Raw genomic sequence first — 26,413 nt, forward strand, 5'->3', positions numbered from 1 at the left:
AAGTGTACTCTCACCTTTTTTATTTTATTATTTAAATCAAAACTAAGTCTTTGAAATCTTTCTATTATAAATTCTAATACAAACATAGGAGCAGCAAAGCAGGTAAGCAGCTAAGGCTTGTGTTTTGTTGTTGTTGTTGTTGTTGTTAAAGCAGCTAAGGCCTGTAGTTAATTTGACATTATCCTGTGCCTTCAGCATAGAATTTATCCCAGGTTGTCCGGTGCCGTAAGGCACCGGACAACCTGCTAAACAACATATGGTAAGCCTTAGCTGCTTACCTGCTTTGCTGCTTTGCGTGCAAAAAAGACCGCCCTCCATTCGTGCGAAGCACGATTGGAATACTAACGCAAACGAATAAACGATACATAACTATAAACAACAGTTATCAGCGTGAATATTCATTAGAAATATAAAGGGAAAACCCCGCGTCCATTAAGGCACGTGGGAGCAAGTGCTCCGTAGATAGGAGAGTAGAGAAAGCTGTATGTTTAACAGGTAGTTCATTGCTGTGCAGCGAATATAGGAAAAAACTACTGAAAACAAAAACGACGCACATTGCTGTGCGCCGTTCGTATTGGTGATTTTAGTATTGTTCGCTGTCGTTCGGGAAATCCCTCGTTTTTACATCCTTGATATAGGACTGTGTAGCGTTGTAAATTTCGCCGTACAAATCCAGGTACCTGCGCAGGAAACGAGGTTTAAAGTCTTTATTGATACCCAGCAGATCATGCATTACCAGCACCTGTCCGTCCACATATTTACCGGCACCGATACCAATAATTGGAATGGCCAGTTCTTCTGCCACGCGTTTTGCCAGCAGCGCCGGAATCTTTTCCAGTACAATGGCAAAACAGCCGGCTTCCTGCAACAATTTAGCATCGTTGATCAGCTTAGCGGCTTCCGCTTCTTCGGTAGCTCTCACGGCGTAGGTGCCGAATTTGTAGATCGACTGCGGCGTGAGTCCGAGGTGCCCCATTACCGGTACACCTGCACTGATAATACGTTTTACGGATTCTATAATTTCTTCTCCACCTTCGATTTTAACACCATGTGCACCTGTTTCTTTCATGATACGGATGGTGGAGTTGAGCGCTTCTTTGGAATTGCCCTGGTAGGAACCGAAAGGCAGGTCCACTACAACGAAGCAGCGTTTAGCAGCTCTTACCACGGAGGCAGCATGATAAATCATCTGGTCCAGTGTAATCGGCAGCGTGGTTTCATGACCCGCCATCACATTGGAGGCGGAGTCGCCCACAAGGAGAATATCAATACCGGCATCATCCAGGATTCGCGCCATGGAATAGTCGTAGCAGGTAAGCATGGAGATTCTCTCCCCGTCTACCTTCATCTTCTGCAAAACGTGCGTGGTTACACGCTTGATTTCTTTATTCACAGACATAAGCAGTAAGCATTTGCTTTCCGCAAAGGTGGGGATATAAATATTAAAATCGAAAAGTTTTTTACAACTGGCTGGTGGCCGCTGCAATTTCGCTGTGCAGGGCATGGATCAGGCCATCCGCCAAACCAATCTTAGGTACGTAGATCTCCGGTGTATCGGCCCAGCGCATAATATTAATATAGATTTGAAGGGCAGGTACAATCACATCGGCACGGTCTTCCCGGAGGTTGTACAGGTGAATCCGTTCTTCTACGGTGAAGCTGCTGAATTCCTTGTAGTAATCTTTCAGTGTTTCGAGGGATAAAGGCTTTCCTTCCTTGCGCTTAGACAAGCTGAAAACCTTATTGATATTACCTCCAGAGCCAATGGCCATCACGGGGCCCAACCCTTTGAGGTTAGTTTTAATGAAGTCTTTCAACTGTTGCCAGGTACTGTCTTCCACCTGGTTATGCAGCAGCCGGATTGTTCCTATGTTAAAGGATTCCTTGAATATCAGTTGCTTCTTGCTGAACAGGGTAATTTCTGTACTACCGCCACCCACGTCTATATACATGTAGGATTTTGTATTGTCCAGCTGCTCGGCCACATGGTTCTCATAAATATAGGCCGCTTCTTCGCGACCGCTGATTACTTTGATGTCGATCCCGGTTTGCTCTTTTACGGTTTGTAAAAGGAGCTGCCCATTGCTGGCATCGCGCATGGCGGAGGTGGCACAGGCCTTCAGGTATTTCACTTCGTATACATCCAGCAGCAGCTTATAGGCACGGATCGTATCAATGAGGCAGGCTGCCCTTTTCTCAGAGATGGTACCCGTGGCAAAAACATCGAATCCCAGGCGCAAGGGCACTCTCACCAAATTTACCTTGGTAAAATCCATCTTTCCGGCACTGTTGGGCGAAGCTTCTGAAATCAGAAGCCTTGCAGCATTGGATCCTATGTCTATCGCAGCTAACTTCATCTATACGAATTGATTAAGAAAGCAAAAGTAATTATTTTCCTGCTAACGCTAAAAAACAATACCAGTAAAAGCTTACTGGTATTGTTTCTCGTGTAAATATTTATAAATCTCCACCTGGGACCGGATCTTTTTATCTCCTTCCCGGTAGTATTCGTTTCGCTGTTCATTGTCCAGCACACGGGCTTTTACATTGCCGCTGAGCTGTATTTTCATAATGTCGATGATCTCCTGGCGTATAGCCGGGTCCGTTATAGGTGCAGCGGCTTCTACACGATGATCCAGGTTGCGGATCATCCAGTCGCAGGAAGCGATGTATACCTTTTCCTGTCCGCCATGGTGGAAAATAAATACCCTGGCATGTTCCAGGTATTCATCCACAATACTCACGGCATGGATCTGTTTCTTCCATTTTTTATTCTCCGTATAGGCGCAACAGATACCTCTTATCACCATTTTGATATCCACTCCGGCTTTGGCTGCATCGTACAATTTGCTGATCAGCACGGCATCGGAGAGGGAGTTCATTTTAATAATGATACTTGCCTTCTTTTTGTTACGGGCGTTTTTGATTTCCCGGTCAATCAGGCGCAGGAAAGTATTACGCATATTGAACGGACTCACCGGCAGCGTTTTACAGTTCTCCAGGATTTTGATGTCGTGGTGACCATTTTCCAGGTAGGCAAATACTTTATTGATATCGGCCATGATGGCGCGGTTGGCCGTTAGCAGGCAATGGTCGCCGTATACGCGTGCGGTACGCTCGTTGAGGTTACCGGTGCTCACAAAGCCACACTGAATGGTTTTGTTGCCGATGCGTTTTTTGATCACGCATAATTTAGCATGCACTTTCATGCCGGGTACGCCGAGCAGTACTTTTACGCCTTCCTCTTCCAGGCGCGATTTCCAGTCGAGATTAGCCGCTTCATCAAAGCGGGCACGCAGTTCCAGTACAATCGTTACCTGCTTGCCATTGCGTACAGCGTTGATCAGCGCATTGATGATCTTGGAATTTTTTGCCAGCCGGTAAGCGGTGATTTTAATACTGGAAACATTCGGATCGATAGCGGCTTCCCTCAGCAGATCGATGATGGTATCGAAAGAGTGATAGGGAAAATGCAGCATCACATCCTGCCTTTGCACCACGTGCATTACACTGGTGGCATTCTGAAACAGTGGATGTATAAAAGATTTGCGGTGCGAATGTGGAGGAAAAATGGATTCCGGAAAATCCATGAAGTCCTTAAAATTATGAATACGTGCACCGGGAATCAGGTTGTCTTTACCAGACAAACCTAATCTTCTGATCAGGTATTCCAGCAGCAGCGGATCAATGTCTTTATCGTATACAAACCTTACTGGCTTGCCTTTGCGCCTGTCTTTCAGCCCTTTTTCAATCTGGTGAATGATACTGTCGGCAATATCATTATCGATATCCAGTTCCGCATCTCGCGTTACTTTAATGATGTGGGAAGAGAATTTATCGAAGCCGAAGTAAGAGAAGATATTTGGCAGGCAAAAACGCACGAGGTCTTCCAGCAACATAATATCATGCTCTCCGGGTTTGGAAGGCAGGATGATAAAGCGTGGCAGTACTGATGTAGGAATTTCTATCAGTGCAAATTTCTGGCTGATGGAATTATCCGCACGTGCCAGTACTACCGCCAGGTAAATAGATTTATCGCGGAGGATAGGGAACTGCTGTATACTTTCAATCATCAGCGGGATGATGTTGGTACGCACCTGTTCATTGAAGTAGTTCAGTACAAACTTCTGCTGTTCCCGGTTGAGTTGTTTTTCTGTGCGGAGGAAAATGTGCTGTGCCTCCAGTTCCTGCGCAATATCTTTCCAGATGCGGTCAAACTCACGCTGCTGCTCCATTACAATGGTTTGTATGGAGTCAATTATTTTACCCGGATTTTCCTCCAGGTGCATTTTGGCGGCGGACTTTCCAAACGACAGCATGCGCCTTAACGTGGCTACACGCACACGGAAAAACTCGTCGAGGTTATTGGAGAATATACCAAGGAATCGGATTCTTTCGTACAACGGCACAGTTTTGTCGGCAGCTTCCTGAAGTACTCTTGCATTGAAGGCGAGCCAGCTGACATCGCGCGCAATCATCTTCTTTTTGGCTACGGGGGCCTTTTTGCGGGCTAATTTCTTTGTGGTTGTTTCTATGGGCATCGTCATAATATCCAGGTTCTCACCTTTCTGCAAACGCATACTGACTAATTTACATTCAAAAAATTCACACTAATTGGCGGTGCGATGATACGGTTTTAGGCTAAGTTCCTGTGTTATATTAAAGTTAACGATTAGTCAGCACAAATGTTCATTGTTTTATCGCCTTGCCGCGCAACCATTGATTCCACACGGTATACACGAGCAGAAATAGAAATAACGGTATCACCTGGAAACGGAAACGGTTATTCTCTCCCAATTCCAAAAAATTACCTGCCAGCATCAAATACAAGATATTAAAGGCTGAATAGACAGCCGCAATATCCTGCCATTCCCAGGCCAGTAGGCCTTTACGTACGCCTTTCCAGCGCTTTAGTGAATGCCAGGCGAGCAGGCTGAATGAAAGGGCATACAGCAGTACCAGGATAGCATTGCTTAGGAAGATATAATCCTTATGAATCGGGATGTAACCGAGATTGAACAGGTATTCATATCCCAATATCCGGCTCCTGTTTTTTACCAGGTTGAAATAATTGGTGGTAGGGGAAAAATAAAGTGAGTTAGCCGTAAACGTTAGTTTAAGATATTTTTTAGGATCTGCTTTCAGGCAGGCAATGCCGGCTTTCTGAAACTGATCGGATATATAGATATACTGAATGTTATTGAAATTACTTTCGCTGGTACCTTTACACCAGTCGTGCAGCGCGCTGACACCCGGATATTGCTTGTTCTCAGGGAGCCACTGCACTCCGTATTCCTCCAGGCATCTGAAAGGCCCTATATCCGCGTATCTGCGGATGGTATCGTTGGTGATGGAGGGCGGGAGTTGCCGGTCGAGCGGAAGCATAATACGCGCTACGTTCATGCCCATCCAGGTGCTGGCTGTAAAATGGCCAAACATAATTTTATTCTTACCATACCAGCCTGTGACCATTAGTACGGGGAATAGCGCTGCCAGTATAGTTTTTTTACGGAGAGGTGGTTTACACATCAGCCACACCAGTACTACCACCGCCAGTAGCCACACCAGGTGAAACATGCTGATGGTAAGGCAGATGACAGCGAGCGTGAGGAATAACGCAAACCCCCAAACGAATTTTTCTGTGCGCAGGAACCGGATCAGGAAAAACAACGAGTAGGAGAGGAAGATCATGCCCAGGTACGTATAGAAATACCAGGCTTCATACAGCAGAAATGCCGGCGTAATACAGAAGTAGGCACTAACGGCAAAGCCTGTCCAGCGTTTGCCGGTAAGCTGGTATACAGAGAGATATAAGAGTATCGTTTGAATAAAGCCCAGTAAGATCCACAGCGCTTCCATGACTGGTATGTAATGAACGGGGAAGGCATTCATGAGCAGGCTGCATAACCCGTTAAACAGCGGTGGCTGGGAATGCAGGTACCACATGCATTCCCAGGGATGATCTATCAGTAACTGCTTGTCCAGCAGGTGCCAGGTTTCGAGTACGGGAACTGCATTGATATCGAAATGGTAAAAGTAGCGGACGATAAAACGGCTGGTGACAGTGATGAGCGTTAACAGCAATATCGCCGGCAAGTGCTTACGGGGTATAAGGTGCATCATATCTGCGGTACGGGATTAAATAGTAGTTAGGGCGGATGCAGGTGCTTCCGACTCTAAAATACAAAAAAATAACGACGCGCAGCGATTAATTCTCAGTAACGGGCTGTAATTCCTGCTGTTGAATTCTTTTCCTGTTGTAGATGGGAAGGGCTATCAGGCTCACGAAGCCCAGTACAATTACCAGCAGGGTTTGCACCACCCAGATGATCCATCCGAAGGCAAAGCCGATGACTTTATTAATACCGTAAAGTTCCAGTGTTTTTTGTACCAGCGTTTGATAGGCGCCGATGCCTCCTGGGGTAACGATCATGCCTATACTACCAATTACTAGTACGGCCAGCGCAGCACTGATGCCCAGGTGCGTAGTTTCCTGTAAACAATAAAAGCCGATATATACCTGGGAGAGGTAACAGCCCCAGATCAGGAGGGATTGAATGATAAAGGCCCATTTGTTTTCCATTTTGCCAATGGATAAAATACCTTCCATCACCCCGCGCGCCAGGTTTTTAATGGTGATGGCGGCTTTGGAGCGGGCAAACCTGCGCAGCAGCCAAACAATCAGGCCTATGCCAGCTGCGGCGCCCAACAGGAGCAGGGAGAGCTGCAGGAAATTAGCGTTGGCAAATTTGTTGCCCATCGGGATCAGGATTTCCTTGTTGACATACGCCCCCAGCACATCCACCTGTGTAAGCACGGTGATGGCCATCAGCAGGATGAGACACACCATATCCACTGCACGCTCTGCAATCATGGTGCCTACCAGTTTATCAGCGGGGATTTTTTCGTACTGGGCAAGGATGCCGCAGCGGGTAACTTCACCCAGCCTGGGAACGGCCAGGTTGGCCAGGTAGCCTACCATTACGGCAAAGAAAGTATTGAGAGTAGTGGGCTGGTGACCAAGCGGCTTCATAAGCAGCTTCCAGCGCGTGGCACGAAACCAGTGACTGGCAATACCAAGAATAATCGCAGGTATTACCAGCCAGTAATTTGCCCGTTGAAATGCCTCTTTCATCATCTCCCATTCCTTGGGAGACAAATCTTTTGTAACCAGCCATATCAGCAATACGCCTATGCCAAAAAAACAGATGAACTTAATGACATTCTTAAGTGATTTAGGCATAACTAAAGCAGTTTAGGGTGTTACAATATTTACAAATGGTCACAAACCGGCAAGGGTATTATAATTTGTTTCCTTCTTTAGGGAAAATGGCAATAGGCTGATATTTTTTCGCCTCTTCGAAATCCATGGTAGCATAGGAAATGATGATCACTATGTCGCCCGGTGCCACCAAACGTGCCGCAGGTCCATTCATACAAATAACGCCTGATCCACGCTTTCCTTTTATTACGTAGGTCTCTAATCTTTCGCCATTGTTAACGTTGAGTACCTGTACTTTTTCGTATTCAATCAGGCCCGCGGCATCCATCAGATCTTCATCGATGGTGATACTGCCAACATACTGCAGGTTAGCCTCTGTTACAACTGCGCGGTGAATCTTACACTTTAAAATTTCAATTTGCATAACTCATAAACCCCCTGTGAAAAGGAGCGTCTGCAAAGCTAGGGAAAATAATGTTCTGAGCCAAAGCCACTGAGCTCCCCTGCCTGCCACCACAAATGTTTTTTCTGCCGGACTTTGTAAATACTGCATAATTTCCTGAAATTAGTAGCAGAGGCGTAAGAATAACTGAAAAGACAACCAAAAAAAGAAATGTTAATATGTTTAAGTACTTGTCAACCAGATTGATATAAAAGAATTATTTTCAGTTATTTCCTGCGTTTGCGCGGTTCTGTGTGTTTGATCCTGACCTATAGCCACCCTGATTTCCATGTTTACGAAACAACTGTTGATTCCACTGTTATTACTGTTATGCCTGCACACGCAGGCACAGGATTTTGTATCGCTCAACGTCAATGATGGCCTCTCCAATAACCAGATAAACTGTATCTATAAAGACAGTAAAGGGTTTATGTGGTTTGGCACCATGAGCGGCCTTAACCGCTTTGACGGTACCGCCTACCGGATATACCGCCACAAACAGGGCGATTCGCTGTCGATCAGCGACAACTACATCCTGGCCATTTATCCCGCGCCCGGCGACCGCATGTACATCCACACCCGCAACGGCGACGCAATATATAACCCCGTTACAGAGCAGTTCGAAAAAGCTGCCCGCTGGCTCGCCGCCATGGGACTGCCTGAATACGGTATCTCCTGCATGCAGCGCAGTGGCAACACCTTCTGGTTCGCCTACCAGGACGGCCGATTATTCTGCAAAAAACAAGATCACCCTGTAAAACAGATAGCAGTGAAGCCAGATCCCGAAAACCCGGTGACGGATATGGGGGCCACTCAAAGCGGTTACATGCTGGCGCTGCATAAAAATGGAGAACTGGATAAGATTGCAGTGAATACGTTGCAATTAACCGACCGGCAAAATCTCATCTCTCCCCAACCCCTAAAAAAACCGCTCAGCATGCGCCTGTTTATTGACAGCGACGACGACCTGTGGGTGTATATGGAAGGCTCCGACTACGGCGTTACCTACGTAAACGGTAATACCTGGCACGCAGAGCGACTGAGCAGCCGCAACAGCGAGCTGAATAATGATATTATAAACAGCATCGTACAGGATGATAAAGGGCAGATATGGATAGGTACCGACCACGGCGGCATCAACCTGCTCAACAAAAAAACATTTAAGGTACGCCACCTGCTCCACCGCGATGATAACAGCAAAAGCCTGGCGGATAACGCTATCTACTCCATGTACAAGGATGACCTGGGCATCATCTGGTGCGGTACCTACAAAAGTGGTATCAGTTACTACGCGGAAAGCATGCACAAATTCGCCCTGCACAACCGCCGCCCCGACGACCGCTCACCCATGACCTACAACGATGTGAACTGTTTTGCAGAAGACCAGAACGGGAACATCTGGATCGGCAGCAACGGGGGAGGACTCCTGTTTTACGACCGGCAAAAAAATACTTACCGCGAATGGAAGCATAACCCCAATGACCCTACGAGTATCAGCACAGATGTGATCCTAAGCCTGTTGGTGGATAAGGATAACAGCCTCTGGATCGGTTACTATTACGGCGGCCTGGATCATATGGTGGATGGACGTATCACGCACTACACCCCGGACCCGGATAATACCCTGAGCCTGGCCGATAAAACCGTATGGAAGCTATTCCGCGACAGCCAAAATAATTTTTGGATAGGCACCCTCGGTAGTGGTATGGATCGTTTTGCCCCGCAGATACCAGCATTTTATCACAACAATGTGAGCATGCATAATTCCGTGCATTCAAATTTTATTTCCGACATCACGGAGGATAAATCCGGCAACCTCTGGATAGGCACAGCTTACGGAATTGATATGATGGACAAAGCCAAAGGACTGTTCATCCACTATCTGCATGATACGCACGGACTCAGTAACGACAACGTTAGTTCCGTGTTATGCGACTCCAGAGGCTTCATCTGGGCGGGCTCCCGGGATGGACTATGCGTGTTTAACGCAGCGGAACAGCGCTTCCGGACCTTCAGAATGGAAGATGGCTTACCGGACAATAATATCATTTCTATTTTGGAAGATAATGGAGGCCACCTGTGGGTAAGTACCAGTAACGGGCTTTCGAAAATCACCCCGCGACAGGAAGCTGGTAAAGGCATCATCGGCATTAGTTGCCGCAATTTTAATTATAAGGACGGACTACAGGGCGATGCGTTTAACGTAAACGCTGCACTGAAGCTTCGATCCGGTGAGCTGGTATTTGGAGGGGCAAATGGCTTCAACCTCTTCGATCCGGCCAGCATCATCCAGGCCCGCACAGAGCCGCCACTCGTGTTTACCAGTCTGCAACTATTCAACCGCACCGTGGGAGTGGACGAAAAGATCCACAACCACGTAATCCTGCCTGCCGGCCTCCCCGAAACCAAAGAAATTACACTGCGTTATGATGAAAACGATTTTTCGCTGGACTTCGCCGCACTGGATTTCCTGAACACAGATAAAAACAAGTACACCTACGTGTACCAGCTGGAAGGCTTCAACCGGGAGTGGCAAACCGCTGATGCACGCTCTAAACGTATCACCTATACGAATATCAACCCCGGCACCTATACGCTGCGCCTTAAAGCCCTTAACGACGAGGGGGACGCCTCCTGGAAAGGAATCAGCCTGAAAATTACCATCAGGCCACCATTCTGGGCTACCGGATGGGCCTACGCCGTATATGCGTTACTGTTGGCTGGTGGGCTGTTCCTTTTACGCCATATCACCTTACAACGGGTACATCGCCGCTTTGCGCTGGCACAGGAGCGAAAGGAAGTGCAGCGCCTCCACGAGCTGGACATGCTGAAAATAAAGCTGTTCACCAATCTCAGTCACGAATTCCGAACCCCGGTATCCCTGATCCTGGCGCCGCTGGATGAAGTAATCCGCCATGAAAAAGAACCTGCCATCCGCCAGAAGCTATACCTCATGCGGCGCAACGCGCGGCGATTGCTCAACCTCGTGAATCAGCTGATGGATTTCAGAAGAATGGAAATGCATGAGCTGAAGCTGGACCCCACACCCGGCGACCTGGTGGACTTCATCCGCGAAGCGGTATACAGCTTTTCGGACCTGGCAGAGCGAAAGCAGATGCAGCTGGACTTCCAAACTAATATGGAGCAGCTGTTTACTTCCTTTGATCATGATAAGATAGAGCGGATATTATTCAACCTGCTGTCCAATGCTTTCAAGTTTACACCGGTAGGCGGTAAGGTGCGTGTAGGCGTGCAGGTGAGCACGGTGGAGGAGGATGCGCTGCTGGAACTGAAAGTGGAGGATACCGGTATTGGCATCCCGGCGGATCGGCAGGAAAGCGTGTTTGAGCAATTTTTTAAACACGATGTGCCGGGTGGTATCAATAGTCAGGGTAGTGGCATCGGGTTAGCCATAACCCGTGAATTTGTAAAACTCTGCCAGGGACAAATAACAGTACACAGTGAAGAGCATAAAGGAACAGTATTCACCATCACACTGCCACTGAAAATAACTACCGCTGAAGCTAAGCCCGGGCCGGTAGCACCGCAGCCGGAGCCGAAGCCCGTAGCAGGCACCAAAGGCAAAGCCACGGTGTTGCTGGTAGAAGACAATGATGACTTCAGGTTCTATCTCAAAGAAAACATGAAAGAGGAATACCAGGTGCTCGAAGCCTCCAACGGCATAGAAGGCTGGCAGAAAGTACTGGCAGGGCATCCTGACCTGGTGGTTAGTGATGTAAACATGCCACTGATGGATGGGATTACGTTATGCGCCAAGATTCGCAGTGATAGTCGTACCAAGCGTACGCCCGTGATACTGCTCACCGCCATGGCCGCAGAAGAGGAGCAACTGAAGGCGCTGGACCACGGCGCTGCGGACTACCTCGTAAAACCATTTAACGTGGAGATCATGCTATCACGCGTACGCAATGTACTGGCTGACAGAACGGCGGCACCGGCGATTGTATTGCCTGTGCATCAATCCGGGGAGCCGGCCCTTAGTGCAGATGAAAAATTTATACAGAAAGCGCTGGAAGTAGTAGAGCGTAATTTATCAAATCCTGAATTTTCAGTGGAGGAACTGAGTAAGGAGCTATGTATGAACCGCGTATCTGTATATCGACGGATTTTTGCCATCAGTGGTCAGCCGCCGATTGAGTTTATCCGTTCCGTGCGTTTACAACGTGCTGCCCAGTTGCTGAGCAGGTCGGAAATGAACGTGGCGGAGGTGGCGTATGAGGTAGGATTCAACAACCCGAAATACTTTTCAAAATATTTTAAAATGGTTTACCATATGCTGCCCAGCGCTTACCAGGCGGCCAACCGCAAGTAGAGATGTAACAAAATGATACCCTCCATGTTACATTTGAGCCCCCATTTTTGTAACAATTACAGCCGTTTATATTAACAACGTAGTACCCATGAAACCACTGCGATGAGATACCTTTATACTCATCGTTATGAAAGTAAATCTACTAATGAACCAAAATCGACAGATCGCGAATTTTTAAAACTTAATCTCTCCACGTATGAAAAGAGCCAGTATTACTGGAAAATCATTCCTCCTGGTATGGTTAGTGGCCTCCTGCATGGCATTTCTGAGCCCTGTATATGGTCAGCAGCCCACAGGTACATCACCCAAAGTAACAGGTAGAATCACTTCCGAATCCGGGGACCCGGTTCCCGGCGCTTCCGTGTCCGTTAAAGGTACACGCACCGGCACCGCATCAGATGGTGACGGTCAGTTTAGTATAGACGCTGCCGTTGGGCAGGTGCTGGTCATCTCTTCCATGGGGTATAATACCCGGGAGGTGAAAGTGCCGGCAAACAGGGTAGTGGCCTTGCGTTTACAGGAAAATGCCACCAAACTCAAAGATGTGATGGTGGTAGGTTATGGTACGATGAAGAAAACCGACCAGAGTAGTGCACAGGTCTCTATTTCATCGGCCGATATCAATAAAACGATCAACACGACCATGGATCAGGCGATTCAGGGCCGTGCGGCCGGCGTATATGTTACGCAAAACACCGGGCAGCCCGGCGGTGGCATCTCTGTAAATATCAGGGGGGTAAGTACGATTAGTTTTACTACCGAACCACTGTATGTTATTGACGGGGTGCAGATTCAGCCAAGCCAGATTTCTTACGGTAACACCACATCCGTGAATCCGCTGGCAGGTATCAACCCAAGTGATATTGAATCGATGGAAGTATTGCAGGGGCCTTCCGCCACTGCCATCTACGGTTCCAGGGGTACCAACGGAGTAATCCTGGTGACTACCAAAAGAGGCAGCAAAGGGCTTAAAGTAGGTTACAGCTATCTGTATACCAACCAGGAACGCCCTAACGAAGTACCTACCATGAACCTGCAGCAGTTTGCCACCATGAGCAATGCCATTGCAAAAGACCTGAACAGAACGCCTACCCCGGAGTTCCAGAATCCTTCCGTATTGGGCGAGGGTACTAACTGGCAGCATGAACTCTTCCGGCCTTCCCCTTTGCAGAAACACCAGTTTAATGTGAGCAACAGTAACAACGTTACCAACTATTATATATCTGGTGAGTACCTTAAGCAACAAGGGGTTGCTACTGGTTCTGATTTTGGAAGATATTCCTTTCGCGCCAATATGGATAACCAGGCGTTTAAATGGTTGAAGATTAGCACCAGTGTTAACTTCTATCAAACCAAAGAAAGATTGTCCAGTACCTCCGAAGATGTGATTCGTACTGCCCTCAACCTGGCACCTAATGTACCGGTGAAAAATCCGGATGGCAGCTGGGGTGGTGCTACCACAAATGAATTCGGCTCCAATGCGCAATATGCACCGCTTAATCCTGTTGCTATTTCCACGCTTATTGATAATAAATATAAGCGTACCGGTGGTTTGGGTGGTATGTCGGTAGATGTTACTCCTATCCCGGGATTATTGATCCGTGCTAACTTCAATGGGAATTTTGAGTATGCTGACGGTTCGAAATTTACGCCAACCTACCAGCTTGGTTACCAGCAGAATACTTCCGCTTCCATGAACGTGACCACTGCTAAGAATTTCTTCTGGATGCTGAACGAATTAATTCAGTACAACAGGAGCTTTGGTAAGCACGCCGTAGGAGTGATGGCCAGCCATGAAGCACAGGCCAATAACTATGAAGGGCTCAGCGCTAACCGCAATGGATTTGCCAGCAACTCCGTACAATCCATTAACCTGGGTAACGCCACCGGCCAAACTACCGGCGCCTATAAAGGCTGGGGTTCCATGGAATCCTACCTGACCCGTATTAACTATACTTTCAACGATAAATATATTGTTCAGTTTGTAGGCAGGGCCGATGGTTCCTCCAACTTCGGTACCAATACCCGCTGGGGTTATTTCCCCTCTGCATCCGCCGCCTGGCGCATTTCGCAGGAGCCATTCATGAAGTCAGTGGCGTTTGTGGATGAACTTAAAATCCGCGGTGAGTGGGGTATGACAGGTAACAGTGGCCCGGGAAACAGGCAGTTCGCCAACCTCGGACCCGTAACCACTCCGTTTGGATCTTCCTTCCTCACAGCCCAGTACGGTAATCCTGACCTGGCCTGGGAACCTACTGAAACCAGGAACATCGGTTTCAACCTGAATATGTTTAAAAACAGGATACAGCTGGAAGCGGACTTCTACCTGAGAAATACTGATAAACTGCTACTGGATCTGCCGCTGCCAGGCTACCAGGGTACAGTAGGAGAAGGTTCCATCCGCCCGCCGGCATCTAACATCGGTAGTATGAAAAACAAGGGTTTCAATATTACCCTGAATACGATCAATATTCAGAACAAAGCAGGATTTGTATGGAAAACCAATTTCAACATTTCTTCCTTCCGTTCAGAGATCAGCCGCTTCTATTCAGATAATGCCTTTGTTACCAAAACCCTGTGGAGCCTGAATAGCTTCGCAGAGCGTTCGGCGGTAGGCCAGGCCCCATGGCTGTTCTATGGTTACATCTCCGAAGGACTGTTTACCTCCGTGGATGAAATCAACAAAAGCGCAGTGCCTACACAGGCTGATGGTACCCGCCTTCCTACCGCCCGCGATGGTGGTGTTTGGGTAGGGGATGTGAAATATAAAGATCTGAACAACGATGGTATCATCGATTCCCGCGATCAGACCTACATCGGTAATCCATGGCCTAAGCTGACTTTCGGATTCAGCAATACCTTTTCCTACAAAGGATTTGACCTGAATATTATGGTGACCGGTTCTCAGGGCAACCAGATTTTCAACTATCTCCGTTTTGAAAATACACAGCCTAATAATATCGTTCTGGGAAGAAACCTTTTCCAGGAAGCATATGATTATGCAAGAGTCACCAACGATGGTGATAAATCTGTGATCACTAATACAGGTACTAAAATACCACGACTGGTAGCAAACGATGTAAACGGTAATGGTAACCGCTTCACGAATGATTATGTGGAAGATGGTTCCTACATCCGCATCAAAAATGTGCAGCTGGGATATAACTTCCCCTCCTCATTGCTGAATATGCAACGGATCGTAAAAGCGCTGCGTGTATCCATTGGCGTGCAAAACCTCGCAACGTTCACTAAATACACGGGCTTTGATCCGGAGGTGGGTGCCTATGTAGGTAAAGAAGCACAGGTATCTGCCCAGTATATTGGGGTGGACGCCGGCCGTTACCCGCTCACACGCATGTATTCCGCCAGTATTGCTGTTGATTTTTAACAGAGAAAAAAAGACATTTTATGACGCACAGATATTTTCAATTCTTGTTTTTGATAGCATTGGCAGCAGGCATGCTGACCGGGTGCAGCAAAGACTTTTTAAATCGCCCGCCACAGGATCAGATAGTAGATGCCAACTTTTATCAGACTGCTGAACAGGTTATGGCCGGTACCGGCGGTTTATACAACCAGGTATGGTTTGCTTACAACGATAAAGCCTCTCACGGTCTCGGTGATGGCAGAGGTGGAATACTGATGTCGGGCTCCTACCAGGTGGCCAATATCCGTATGCAAACAACGGACGTAACCCCGGAGGTATACAGTGCCTGGAATGCTTTCTACAATGTAGTGGCGCAATCCAACATGGCTATCAATAACATTACAAAGTTCGCCGGACCCGGCGTGCCGGATAACATCAAGCGCTATGGTATTGCAGAAGGCCGTTTTATGCGTGCAGCGGCGTACATCCATCTCGTGATGAACTGGGGCCCTGTGCCAGTGATAGAAGATAACCTGGCTATCATGACAGATACCAACGTGGTGCGCAATACGGTAGAATCAGTATGGGCCTTTATCATCCGGGATTTGCGCTATGCAGATGAAAACCTGCCATCTACGCCCTATCAGAAAGGTCGTATCACCAAATGGGCTGCTAAAGGTTTGCTGGCTAAAGCCTATCTCACCCGCGCAGGGGTGAATCAGTCGGGTACACGTGTGCAGGCTGACCTGGACAGTGCAGCGATACTGGCAGATGATGTGATCAAAAACAGTGGCGCCTCCCTGATGGAGAATTATGAAGACCTGTTTTTGACCGCTAACAATAATAACTCCGAAAGCCTGTTTGCGTTGCAATGGAAATATGATGGCGACTGGGGTACACAAAACAGTGTCCAGGCGTTCCTGGCCTTTAGTCCGGCTATCACGGGTTTTGGTGATGGTTGGGGGTCAGACATCGGCGCCTCTTATGATCAGTTGAAATTATATTCTCCAAACGACAAAAGGAGAAAGGCCACTTTTATGTTCCCGGGTGATCACTATTCCTATATCCACCAATCAATAGATGATCCGAATAATCCTGGAAAGAAGCTGATCCAGGAACTGGATGTGCCGTGGAACTACGTGGGCACCGAAAGATATAATACCCGTGCCTGGGTGAAAAAATATGTGGTAGGAAGGCCGGAGGATAACGGGGGTAAGGTAACTCAGCAACATACAGAAATCAATACCTATATGCTGCGCTTGGCCGATGTATACCTCGTGTACGCCGAAGCTAAACTGGGTAATTCCGCGGTGACTACTGATGCAGCGGCGCTCTCCTATGTAAATGCGTTGCGTAAGCGTGCAGGCGTTGGCGTTAAAACTTCGCTGACCTGGGATGATATTTACGTGGAAAGAAGGCTGGAACTGGCCATGGAAGGGCAGGCCTGGTATGACCTGATCCGGCTGTACTATTACAATCCTTCTAAGGCATTGTCGATTTTGGGCAGCCAGGATAAAGGGACTTACCGCATTGTACCGAATACAGAGAAAAACGCTACCAGCTGGACAATTACTTCCGATACGCCGGACTATTATCCCGTTACGGCCAGCAACTTCCAGTTGCCAATACCCGCACAGGAATTATCGGCAGCACCCAGTTTACGTAAGCCTCCTGTTCCGTACAAATTCTAATCTCAAAAAAATCACTTATGAAAATTATAAAGAATTGCTGGTTGCAGGTAGTGATGGGATTAATGATGATTGGTTTTGTGGCCTGCTCCAAAAACGGAGATGTGTCAGCACCTCCCACTGTAACAAAAGTCACGCTGCTGGATAGCACCCTGCAGGACAGCTCTTTTACCAAAGCATTGCCCGGTACACTGATCCTGATTACGGGTCAGCACCTGGACGGTATGGTAAAAGTATTGTTCAACGGGCAGGAGGCTTATTTCAACCCTACCTACAATACCAGTACGCATCTAATCATCACGATACCGGAAAAAGTACCTACAGAGGCAGTGGACCCGCAGGTGCCGAATAAAATAAAGTTCATTACCACGCATGGTGAGTTTGAATACAACTTCATCATTGATATTCCGCCACCCTCCATCGCCAGTGTTTCCAATGAGAATGCCCTCCCGGGGGACTCCGTTTTCCTGAATGGCAGCAGCATGTATCTGATTACGAAACTGGTATTACCGGGCAATCGTGAAATTACTGACCTCAATACCAATCCGGCGGGTACACGTGTGGGGTTTGTGATGCCTGATCTGGGGTCGGACACCGGCCGGTTGGTGATGCATGCAAAATACGGTACCGCAACAAATGATGGCCCGTTAAATGACCATGAAAGCGGGGATGTGATCAGTAACCTGACGAATGATGAGCCAGGGGAGAAGTCAGTATTCAACTGGGCCTGGTGGGGTGCGGTGAGAACCAACGATCCTGCCCTGTTTCCCGGCACCCGTGGGGCTTACCTGCAGAGTGTGTTTGGTGGCTTAGGCCCCAATGCCTCCGACTGGTGGAATGATAACCGTTCCGGCAATTTCAACAGTGTGCCGATGTTCGCTGCCGGTATTCCAAATGCAGAGGCAGGGAATTATGCGTTGAAATTTGAGATGAATACCAAAGAGGCCTGGTCAGCAGGTATTATGGTGTTGCGGTTTAATGATAAGTTCTGTTATCGTTTTATGCCTTACCTGTCGGCTGCCGACGGTAAATTCTCCACAAAAAATAAATGGCAGACAGTGACCATTCCTATTTCCCAGTTCAGGCAAACAGCCGATGGAATTGAGGGTACGGGTGCTCCTGCCGTAATGTTTGCAGATATCCTGAATAAGGATGCCGTCGTATTCGGATATCGTTTTATTACGGAGAAAGATCCGGTGGATGTGTACAACGCTGCCTTCGACAATTTCAGGGTCATAAAAATCAAGTAGCTGGGTGATAGAAGCGTAGAAGTGCCGGGTGTGTTCAATGGGAAACACCCCGGCCTTTTATTTCGCCTTTCAAATTACATTTCATGAAGAGAGCGCACATAAATATGCTGTTACTGCCGATGTTGCTGCCACTAATTCAGGCCTGCGGGCGGCATCAGGCAGGACCGCCGCAAACAGCTAACGGGGACGACACTACGAAAATAGTGGTACCTCCGGATCCTGCGGTTGCACCCACTACCGGATTTTTTATTGATAGCTGGCAGCCGGTGCGATTTACCGCTCCTTCGGCAGTGGCGGGCAGTGTGCCTGCATCCGGAGGGGTAAAAGTATTGGTGGATGCTTCCACGGTGATCTGTCGCATATCGCCCGCGTTGTTTGGCAATAACGCCAACCCCTATATGACGCAGATAGTCACGCAGCCGGTGTTAATGGAACATATCAAGCAATTGCAACCGGGGATCATTCGTTTTCCGGGAGGTAACCTGAGCAGCCTGTATTTCTGGAATGCAGCGCCGGGGGCTCCGCCTGCTGACGCACCCGTCAAACTGCTGGATGGTGATGGTAAGGAAATCGACGGGCACTATTGGTTCGGGGATAACGTGTTCGACTATACGTTATCACTGGCCAACTATTACAAGCTGTTGCAACAAACTGGCAATGAAGGCATCATTACGATCAACTACGGGTATGCCAGGTATGGCCTGGGACCTGATCCGGTGGCAGCTGCGGCGCATCTGGCGGCGGATTGGGTGAGGCATGATAAAGGCAAAACACGTTTCTGGGAAATCGGTAATGAGAGCAATGGTAACTGGCAGGCAGGATATCGTATCAGAACGGCGGATAATAAAGACGGTCAGCCCGAGATCATTACCGGGGAGTTATATGGAAAGCATTTCAGGGTATTTGCGGACTCCATGCGCAGCGCTGCTGCGGAAACTGGTGCCAGGATCTACATTGGTGCCCAGTTGCTCGAAAAGGAGCCTGCCTCCTGGGCTTCCGCTACTGATAAGCGCTGGAATGCCGGCGTGCTGGCGCAGGCAGGGGAGAAGGCAGATTTTTACATTGTACACAGCTATTACACACCGTATATGACGAATGCTACACCTGCGGAAATACTTACCACGGCAACGGAAGGTACAACGGAGATGCTGGCCTACATCGATAAAAGCAGGAAGAGTGCGAACGCGCCCATGCGGCCGGTAGCACTCACAGAGTGGAATATATTTTCAGCGGGTTCCAGGCAGATGGTATCGCAGGTGGCGGGGGTGCATGCACTCATAGTAGTGGAGGAACTGATCAGGCAGCAGTATGGTATGGCGAGCCGCTGGGATTTATCCAATGCCTGGGACAATGGTAACGATCATGGATTATTCAGCAAGGGCGAGGCGGCCTCCGGTGAGTCGCTCTGGGCGCCCAGGCCGGCATTTTACTACCTCTGGCTGTTGAAAAAGACGCTGGGGGACCGGTGTATTCCGGCGGTGGTAACCACGGGGCAGCAGGAGGTGCTGGCTTATGCGAGCAGTTACAGCAGTGGGGAAATACAGGTGGTGTTGGTTAACAAGGGGAATACGGCCGCAGATATAACGCTGGACTTTAAGAATTTTAAACCGGGAGCGAAGTACTACTGGTATACTATTTCAGGGGAGAATACAGGGTTTAGCCGCAAGGTGCTGATTAATGGGCAGGGTCCTTCGGGGAGTATAGGCGGGCCGGGAGATTATACGGCTGTAAAGGCCTTTAGTGCCGGTACGGATGGAGGTATCCGGGCAAAGGTGCCTGGGATGGGGGTGACGATATTGCAGATAGAGAAATAACCTTTCGTATGGATAGGCGGATGGGATAGGGCGCAGGCCCTATCCCATCCGCCTTTTTGGTCCTTTGCCGAAGGCAAAGGACCAAAAAGGCGGCTATATTTTCCCCTGGATAACCATGTTATCAATCAGTCGTACCCCGTCGAGCCATGCAGCTACAGCGGCTACCACGGTGGTTTGGTCATCTGCCGGGTGATCGAGTGGTTGCAGGTCGCCGTTGTTGAGGACGAGGATGTCTACATACTCCGGGTCGAAGCCCTGGTTTTTGAGGGTATCGAATGCTTCGTGGGCACTTTCCATGAACAGGAGACCTTTACCGAAGTTTTCCCGGATGGTGGAGAGGGCCTGATAGATGGCCACTGCTTTTTTGCGTGCAGCGGGCGACAGGCGGGCATTTCGGCTGCTCATGGCGAGGCCGTCGCGCTCTCTTTCAGTTGGACATACAACTAATTCCGTGGAAGATCCGATGATTTTGAGTAACTTACTGACGATAAGGCATTGTTGAAGGTCTTTTTGTCCCATAAACAACTTATCCGGTTGAACGATATCGAGGAGCTTATGAACAATCTGGCCAACACCCTGGAAGTGTCCGGGGCGGAATTTTCCTTCCAGAATGGTTTCGAGTGTGCCAAAATCGTAGTGGATGTTTTCGGAGAGTCCGTTCGGGTACATTTCCTCAACAGATGGTAGAAATACTATATCTGTTGATACATCATTTAATTTTTTAATATCAGCTTCAATAGTAATGGGATATTTTTCAAAATCTTTCGGGTCGTTGAATTGAGTCGGGTTGACGAAGATGCTGCAGACCGCCACGTCGGTTTCTTTTTTTGCGGCCTGAATAAGTGACAGGTGTCCCTGGTGCAGGGCGCCCATAGTTGGCACAAAACCAATAGTTTTGCCACTCTTTCTTACCAGGTCCAGGTGCTTCTTCAGGTCAATGCTGCGCTTAAATTGATACATAAAACATTGTTAAAAAGGATGTTAAAACTGACAGATTGGCCAATATTCCTAAAAAAATCCGTAATTTTGCAAGCCAAATTAAAAATTACTGCATTAATAATCAGCGTTAAATGTCCACAAAGAAAAGAATTCTTTTTATTGCCCAAGAGATGTCGCCTTACCTGGAACTGAGTGATTACGCGGCTATGGTCAATAAAATGGCAATTAAGTCCAATGAGGCCGGACTGGAAGTGAGAGTGATCATGCCGAGATTTGGAATTATTAATGAGAGAAGACATCGTTTACACGAAGTGGTAAGGTTGTCTGGTATTAACATTGTGATCGACGGGGATGATTATCCGTTGATTATCAAGGTGGCTTCATTGCCAAATGCCAGATTGCAGGTCTACTTCCTGGATAACGAAGATTATTTCAAGCGTAAGACAGTATTTGCGGATGAGAATGACCAATTCTTTGATGACAATGCTGCCCGTGCGGTATTCTTCTGTAAGGGAGCACTGGAAACTGTAAAGAAATTCGGATGGCCTCCGGACGTGATTCATTGCAGTGGATGGATGACTTCCCTGATACCAATGTACCTTAAGACTGCTTATAAGAAAGAACCGGTTTTTGCTAACAGCAAAATCGTATACTCTCTCCTGCCTAATACTTTCAAGGAAAAACTGGGAACGACTTTTGTTAAGAAAGCCACCATCAGTAATCAGATCAAAGAGAAGGATATGGAGCTGTTCAAAGAGGGTACCAACACTGCTCTGAACAGAGGCGCTGCTAAATATGCAGATGCCGTAGTGCTTGCAGCCGACAAACTGGAGAAAAAAGTGGTGGATGAAGTGAAGGCTGAAAAAGGTAAAATCATTTTACCTTTCAAGAAAGATAATGAAGATCTGAGCGACTACCTGGGGCTGTACAATCAGTTGCTTGGTAAATAGCTATTTAATGATACGAAAGTTCGGCAACTCAACACAAAAACACCATAACGCGTGAAGATCAAATTCAGGAACCTAAGCTACATAGCTGCCATTGTATCTGTACTGTACGTGTCCTCCGGTTGTAATGAGGCGACCCTGCTGGGTAAAAACCTGATTCCTCCCGGTGACCTGGTAAATGCCACTGATACAACTATCACCGGCATCATTACCCGCAACGTATTGCAGTATGATTCCTCCATAATTAACGGCTATAACTATTATACTAAAACCCTCGGTTCCATTACTGCTGATCCGGTTTTCGGTAAAACCCACGCCTTTGTATACATGCAGGTAGGCCTGCCCAGCTCAGGATTCACCTTTGATGGGGTAAGCCAGACGCTGGACTCCGTGGTGCTCTCCCTCAGCTACCTGGGATACACCGGTGACTCCACCACGCCGCAAACATTCAGCGTTTACCGTATGAACGAACCAGGGTTTAAAATCGACTCTAACTACGCTTATAACAAGCCGCTGAAATATGATCCTTCCCAACTGCTGGGAACTGCTACCGTAACCCCGTTAACCGCCCGCGATTCCGTAAGCGTTTATGGGAAGAAAGAAGCAGCGCAGATCAGAATTAAACTCAGCAACGCTTTCGGTAACGAACTGCTGGCACAGAAATCTGACGGCGCTTTCAAAAACGACTCCGCATTCGCCGTATTCCTCAAGGGCCTGGCCATCGTACCTGATACGGTGCAAGCCAACCACAAGAATATGCTGTATGTGACGATGAACAACGCCAACACCAAGTTGACCGTGTTCTATAAAAATACCACTACGGATTCGCTGCGCTCCACCTTTACATTCAACAGCTCCACCAGCGCTCACTCTAACTATTTCGTAAGAAACTACAACGGGTCAGAAGCAGGCAATTATATCAACACCAACAACCCACTGGGCGACAGCCTGATGTTTATACAGGCACAACCCGGACTGGTTACCAAATTAACCATCCCAGGGCTTGAAAACTTCCCCAACGTCCTGATCAACAATGCAGAACTGGTAATAACTCAAGTAACAGTCGGAGAAAGTGATCAAAATAATATTTATTCTGATCCAACTAGCTTAATTTTGCGACAGTATACCAACGGAGATTCCACCAAACTCCCGGTGGATGCGAGCGGTGGTACAGCCTATTACGGCGGCACCAAGCAAGTTGTGACCAACTTTGGAGGTATGATGATCTCTCAGTACAAGTTTACACTGAATCACTACCTGCAGCTGCTCATTAAGAAAACCGAAACTAACAACGGATTCATACTGATGGGGTACTCCCCACTTGTAATGGACGTTAACCGTTTGAAAGCTGGCGGTGGCAACCATTCACAGTACAGTGTGAAACTGAGAGTTATTTATACTAAACCATAAAACTGCTAATCCAAGTCTTTTATGCCTTATTTATTTACATCAGAATCCGTTTCAGAAGGACATCCTGATAAAGTTGCGGACCAGATCTCCGACGCCTTGATTGACAACTTCCTCGCATACGATGCTAAATCAAAAGTTGCCTGTGAAACACTGGTAACCACTGGTCAGGTGGTACTGGCTGGTGAAGTAAAATCAGAAGCTTACCTCGATGTACAGGATATCGCACGTGAAGTGATTCGCAAAATTGGTTATACCAAAAGCGAATACATGTTCGAAGCTAATTCCTGTGGCATCCTCTCCGCTATACACGAACAATCTCCAGATATTAACCAGGGTGTTGACCGCACCTCTCCTGAAGAGCAGGGTGCCGGCGACCAGGGTATGATGTTTGGTTACGCTACCCGCGAAACTGAAAATTATATGCCACTGGCACTGGATCTGGCGCATAAACTGCTGCTGGAACTGGCTGCACTTCGTCGTGAAAATAAAGATATCACCTACCTGCGTCCGGATGCTAAATCCCAGGTAACCATCGAATACTCTGATGATAACAAACCTCAGCGCATCGATACTATCGTAATCTCTACCCAACACGATGATTTCGATAACGATGAAAAAATGCTCGCGAAGATCAAAGAGGATATGATCAATATCCTGATCCCACGCGTAAAAGCTCAGCTGAAACCTGAACTGCAGAAACTGTTTGAAGGCTTTGATATCCAGCACCACATCAACCCAACCGGTAAATTCGTTATCGGTGGTCCTCACGGTGATACCGGTCTGACCGGCCGTAAAATCATCGTGGATACCTACGGTGGTAAGGGTGCACACGGTGGTGGTGCCTTCTCCGGTAAAGATCCTTCCAAAGTAGACCGCTCTGCTGCCTACGCTACCCGTCACATCGCTAAAAACCTGGTAGCTGCCGGCGTTTGCGACGAAGTACTGGTACAGGTATCTTACGCGATCGGTGTGGCTAAACCTTGTGGTGTATACGTAAATACTTACGGTACTTCTAAAGTAGCCCTCAACGATGGTGAAATCGCCAGAAAAGTAGAAGAAATCTTCGACCTGCGTCCTTATGCTATCGAGCAACGCCTGAAACTGCGTAACCCAATCTACTCTGAAACTGCTGCTTATGGTCACATGGGCCGCGAACCACAGGTGGTTACCAAAACTTTCAACAAAGGCAAAAAACACGAGAAATCCGTTGAAGTAGAACTCTTCACCTGGGAAAAACTCGACTACGTTGATAAAGTAAAGGCTGCTTTCAATATCTAAGCAAATCCTTTTAAAATACGAGAGGCTGGCTCATTTGAGCCAGCCTCCTTTTTTTCCGATATACGCACACTTAATAAATGGCTGATGTGACAGAGGCCGGCAGCTCCGCCTTAAAGGCCTCCAGGTTTCTGCGCAACGCCGGCGCATCGGCACTGTCCAACGCAAAGAAATGAACAATCTTATCCGCACACACTACATTGTCCTGTATCGTCCAGTCACCCGCAGAAGTCCATTTCCCATATAACTCCGGACTATACCAGTTCTTATAAATCACGGCAATTTTTACATGCTCCTTTTTCAGGAAACCACCCAGAAATGCATCGCTGTAATGGCCGGTAAGCTTACTTTTAGCCACCTCATTATTGCCCAGCCCCCACACGTCAATGATGCGACTATCCGACAAAAAGCTGACCGCCCCAATATCATTGGCCGCTACGGACGTTTCGGGATAATATTGCTGCAGGAATCTGCCCATCTGTAACTGCTGATCATAAATATTACGGCACGCACGGTATTGGATCCTGTAGCCGGACAATGCCCTTGCCAGTAAAGGACTGCCGGCAAAAAACAGCAACAACAGCAGCACCGCCTTTTGTGGAATACCAATATCCTGGTACACAGACGTAATTTGCGGCCATACACACCACAGCAGCATGCTGATACTCACAATGGCCAGCCCTACTAAATAAGCTTCATACCGGAACATCCAGCCCACAGCCGCCAGCGCCAGGTGCAAGGCACAGCCAATACTCACAATGATACCAAAGTTCACCGCCTGCTTCGTCAGGCTGCCTGCGCCTTTCACACGTACCAACACCACCAGCAATGGCAGGATGATCAATATCCGGATCAGAGAAGTCCCGGAAATTGAAGAAGAATAAGCTTTGGCATGATCTGCATTGAACAAACCCAGCACGGTACTGTTGCCATACATTAACCGGTATACAATGATATCCTGAAGCGCCTGTGCAATGCTGCCAGAGGAAGCACTGCCACCGCTGCTCTTCAGCAGTACTGAATTAGGTAATATATAGCCGCCATAAGCCACAGACACCACCGCAAAGATCACCACGGGGAGTACGGCGATCACACCTACCACCAGCGCAGTTCCTATCTTCCTGTAAAATAATAACAGTAACCCTGCAGCCCCCAGCAAAAACAGGGACTCAAAACGTGCCCCTATCATCAGCGCTCCATAAGCGCCGGCAACCAGCATTTGGCGAACACTTACCTTGTCGGCAGTAATCATCTCCACCACCACCTGTACAAACAGCAGGGAAAACCATAGGTGCAGCAAATGCTCCATGCCGGTAAGAATCATCACCGTAAATGGCAACAGAATGATCAATGCCACGAGCACGACTACACGCCCGATCTCCGGCATGCCATAATTTAATAAGATGCGGTGCGTGCTGTAAAGTAACAGGTACGCCGCCACCACATTAATCCAGAAGCCAACCATGTATCCATTAATGCCCGTGCGGTAAATAGCCGCCAGTACAACGGTAAACAGGGGAGAGGAAGAAGCCGAACCATACGCATCACTGGTAATCCCCCATACACCATGTAATGCAAAGTTTTTTGCTACTGCCATATGAATAAAAGCATCATCCAGCGAATAGCAGAAATGACCGCCTGTAAGGCGGGAAATTTTATACCAGGAGAAGATAAGCAGTACTGTAAGAAAAATCCAGGCGGTGTAAAGCGGTTTGTTATTTTTCAT

General features: G+C 47.9%; 16 protein-coding genes. 8 read left to right on the top strand and 8 right to left on the bottom strand.

Translation table 11 applies throughout. From position 1 onward, the window contains the following. Nucleotides 1–583: 583 nt before the first annotated feature. The 6 genes from panB to panD all read right to left on the bottom strand — a co-directional run bounded on the left by panB (nucleotide 584) and on the right by panD (nucleotide 7,646). The gene (gene panB, locus BUB18_RS27700; RefSeq protein ID WP_073087445.1) at nucleotides 584–1,399 is read right to left on the bottom strand and encodes a 3-methyl-2-oxobutanoate hydroxymethyltransferase; all 816 of its coding nucleotides are present in this window, start codon (nucleotides 1,397–1,399) and stop codon (nucleotides 584–586) included. Nucleotides 1,400–1,460: 61 nt separating this feature from the next. Next, a complete protein-coding gene (locus BUB18_RS27705) occupies nucleotides 1,461–2,357 on the bottom strand; it encodes a Ppx/GppA phosphatase family protein (RefSeq protein ID WP_073087447.1) in 897 nt (298 codons plus the stop codon). Between the two features lie 72 nt (nucleotides 2,358–2,429). Further along, complete coding sequence (gene ppk1, locus BUB18_RS27710) at nucleotides 2,430–4,580, bottom strand: polyphosphate kinase 1 (protein WP_083550932.1); 2,151 nt, start codon at nucleotides 4,578–4,580, stop codon at nucleotides 2,430–2,432. A gap of 109 nt (nucleotides 4,581–4,689) precedes the next feature. Further along, on the bottom strand, nucleotides 4,690–6,123 hold the full coding sequence (locus tag BUB18_RS27715) for a hypothetical protein (RefSeq protein WP_073087449.1): 1,434 nt from the start codon (nucleotides 6,121–6,123) through the stop codon (nucleotides 4,690–4,692). Between the two features lie 85 nt (nucleotides 6,124–6,208). Next, the gene (locus BUB18_RS27720) at nucleotides 6,209–7,243 is read right to left on the bottom strand and encodes a lysylphosphatidylglycerol synthase transmembrane domain-containing protein (RefSeq protein ID WP_073087451.1); all 1,035 of its coding nucleotides are present in this window, start codon (nucleotides 7,241–7,243) and stop codon (nucleotides 6,209–6,211) included. 58 nt (nucleotides 7,244–7,301) lie between these two features. After that, nucleotides 7,302–7,646 (bottom strand): aspartate 1-decarboxylase, encoded by a 345-nt coding sequence (panD, locus tag BUB18_RS27725; protein WP_073087453.1) that lies wholly within the window; start codon nucleotides 7,644–7,646, stop codon nucleotides 7,302–7,304. Between the two features lie 307 nt (nucleotides 7,647–7,953). On the opposite strand from panD, the gene BUB18_RS27730 reads away from it, so the two are divergent. The 5 genes from BUB18_RS27730 (at nucleotide 7,954) to BUB18_RS27750 (ending at nucleotide 20,116) form a co-directional block, all read left to right on the top strand. After that, complete coding sequence (locus BUB18_RS27730) at nucleotides 7,954–11,997, top strand: hybrid sensor histidine kinase/response regulator transcription factor (protein WP_073087455.1); 4,044 nt, start codon at nucleotides 7,954–7,956, stop codon at nucleotides 11,995–11,997. A gap of 196 nt (nucleotides 11,998–12,193) precedes the next feature. Further along, the gene (locus BUB18_RS27735; protein WP_073087457.1) at nucleotides 12,194–15,385 is read left to right on the top strand and encodes a SusC/RagA family TonB-linked outer membrane protein; all 3,192 of its coding nucleotides are present in this window, start codon (nucleotides 12,194–12,196) and stop codon (nucleotides 15,383–15,385) included. A 20-nt stretch (nucleotides 15,386–15,405) separates the two neighbouring features. Continuing rightward, entirely contained in the window at nucleotides 15,406–17,055 is a 1,650-nt protein-coding gene (locus BUB18_RS27740; RefSeq protein ID WP_073087459.1) for a RagB/SusD family nutrient uptake outer membrane protein, read from the top strand. 17 nt (nucleotides 17,056–17,072) lie between these two features. Then, nucleotides 17,073–18,302, top strand: coding sequence for a glycan-binding surface protein (locus BUB18_RS27745; RefSeq protein WP_073087461.1), 1,230 nt, complete (start codon nucleotides 17,073–17,075; stop codon nucleotides 18,300–18,302). An 83-nt stretch (nucleotides 18,303–18,385) separates the two neighbouring features. Continuing rightward, nucleotides 18,386–20,116 carry an alpha-L-arabinofuranosidase gene (locus BUB18_RS27750; protein ID WP_073087463.1) on the top strand — a complete coding sequence of 577 codons (1,731 nt, stop codon included), beginning with the start codon at nucleotides 18,386–18,388 and terminating at the stop codon, nucleotides 20,114–20,116. Nucleotides 20,117–20,209: 93 nt separating this feature from the next. Here the strand turns inward: BUB18_RS27750 and panC are convergent, their stop codons facing one another. After that, nucleotides 20,210–21,076 carry a pantoate--beta-alanine ligase gene (gene panC / locus BUB18_RS27755; RefSeq protein ID WP_073087464.1) on the bottom strand — a complete coding sequence of 289 codons (867 nt, stop codon included), beginning with the start codon at nucleotides 21,074–21,076 and terminating at the stop codon, nucleotides 20,210–20,212. A gap of 110 nt (nucleotides 21,077–21,186) precedes the next feature. Here panC and BUB18_RS27760 point away from each other — a divergent pair, with 110 nt between their 5' ends. From BUB18_RS27760 to metK, 3 genes are read left to right on the top strand one after another with little or no spacing between them, the layout of a single operon-like run. Further along, complete coding sequence (locus tag BUB18_RS27760) at nucleotides 21,187–22,005, top strand: glycogen/starch synthase (RefSeq protein ID WP_073087465.1); 819 nt, start codon at nucleotides 21,187–21,189, stop codon at nucleotides 22,003–22,005. Nucleotides 22,006–22,056: 51 nt separating this feature from the next. Continuing rightward, a complete protein-coding gene (locus BUB18_RS27765) occupies nucleotides 22,057–23,412 on the top strand; it encodes a DUF4270 family protein (RefSeq protein WP_073087466.1) in 1,356 nt (451 codons plus the stop codon). 21 nt (nucleotides 23,413–23,433) lie between these two features. After that, the gene (metK, locus tag BUB18_RS27770; protein WP_073087467.1) at nucleotides 23,434–24,690 is read left to right on the top strand and encodes a methionine adenosyltransferase; all 1,257 of its coding nucleotides are present in this window, start codon (nucleotides 23,434–23,436) and stop codon (nucleotides 24,688–24,690) included. Nucleotides 24,691–24,760: 70 nt separating this feature from the next. On the opposite strand, the gene BUB18_RS27775 is transcribed toward metK, so the two are convergent. Further along, on the bottom strand, nucleotides 24,761–26,413 hold the full coding sequence (locus BUB18_RS27775; protein ID WP_073087468.1) for a hypothetical protein: 1,653 nt from the start codon (nucleotides 26,411–26,413) through the stop codon (nucleotides 24,761–24,763).

Source organism: Chitinophaga jiangningensis (assembly GCF_900142605.1).
Classification (GTDB): domain Bacteria; phylum Bacteroidota; class Bacteroidia; order Chitinophagales; family Chitinophagaceae; genus Chitinophaga; species Chitinophaga jiangningensis.

What these genes read in the sequence shown, in the direction of transcription:
- panB (WP_073087445.1), bottom strand. Translation starts at nt 1,399, where the DNA reads ATGTCTGTGAATAAAGAAATCAAGCGTGTAACCACGCACGTTTTGCAG.
- BUB18_RS27705 (WP_073087447.1), bottom strand. Translation starts at nt 2,357, where the DNA reads ATGAAGTTAGCTGCGATAGACATAGGATCCAATGCTGCAAGGCTTCTG.
- ppk1 (WP_083550932.1), bottom strand. Translation starts at nt 4,580, where the DNA reads ATGCGTTTGCAGAAAGGTGAGAACCTGGATATTATGACGATGCCCATA.
- BUB18_RS27715 (WP_073087449.1), bottom strand. Translation starts at nt 6,123, where the DNA reads ATGATGCACCTTATACCCCGTAAGCACTTGCCGGCGATATTGCTGTTA.
- BUB18_RS27720 (WP_073087451.1), bottom strand. Translation starts at nt 7,243, where the DNA reads ATGCCTAAATCACTTAAGAATGTCATTAAGTTCATCTGTTTTTTTGGC.
- panD (WP_073087453.1), bottom strand. Translation starts at nt 7,646, where the DNA reads ATGCAAATTGAAATTTTAAAGTGTAAGATTCACCGCGCAGTTGTAACA.
- BUB18_RS27730 (WP_073087455.1), top strand. Translation starts at nt 7,954, where the DNA reads ATGTTTACGAAACAACTGTTGATTCCACTGTTATTACTGTTATGCCTG.
- BUB18_RS27735 (WP_073087457.1), top strand. Translation starts at nt 12,194, where the DNA reads ATGAAAAGAGCCAGTATTACTGGAAAATCATTCCTCCTGGTATGGTTA.
- BUB18_RS27740 (WP_073087459.1), top strand. Translation starts at nt 15,406, where the DNA reads ATGACGCACAGATATTTTCAATTCTTGTTTTTGATAGCATTGGCAGCA.
- BUB18_RS27745 (WP_073087461.1), top strand. Translation starts at nt 17,073, where the DNA reads ATGAAAATTATAAAGAATTGCTGGTTGCAGGTAGTGATGGGATTAATG.
- BUB18_RS27750 (WP_073087463.1), top strand. Translation starts at nt 18,386, where the DNA reads ATGAAGAGAGCGCACATAAATATGCTGTTACTGCCGATGTTGCTGCCA.
- panC (WP_073087464.1), bottom strand. Translation starts at nt 21,076, where the DNA reads ATGTATCAATTTAAGCGCAGCATTGACCTGAAGAAGCACCTGGACCTG.
- BUB18_RS27760 (WP_073087465.1), top strand. Translation starts at nt 21,187, where the DNA reads ATGTCCACAAAGAAAAGAATTCTTTTTATTGCCCAAGAGATGTCGCCT.
- metK (WP_073087467.1), top strand. Translation starts at nt 23,434, where the DNA reads ATGCCTTATTTATTTACATCAGAATCCGTTTCAGAAGGACATCCTGAT.
- BUB18_RS27775 (WP_073087468.1), bottom strand. Translation starts at nt 26,413, where the DNA reads ATGAAAAATAACAAACCGCTTTACACCGCCTGGATTTTTCTTACAGTA.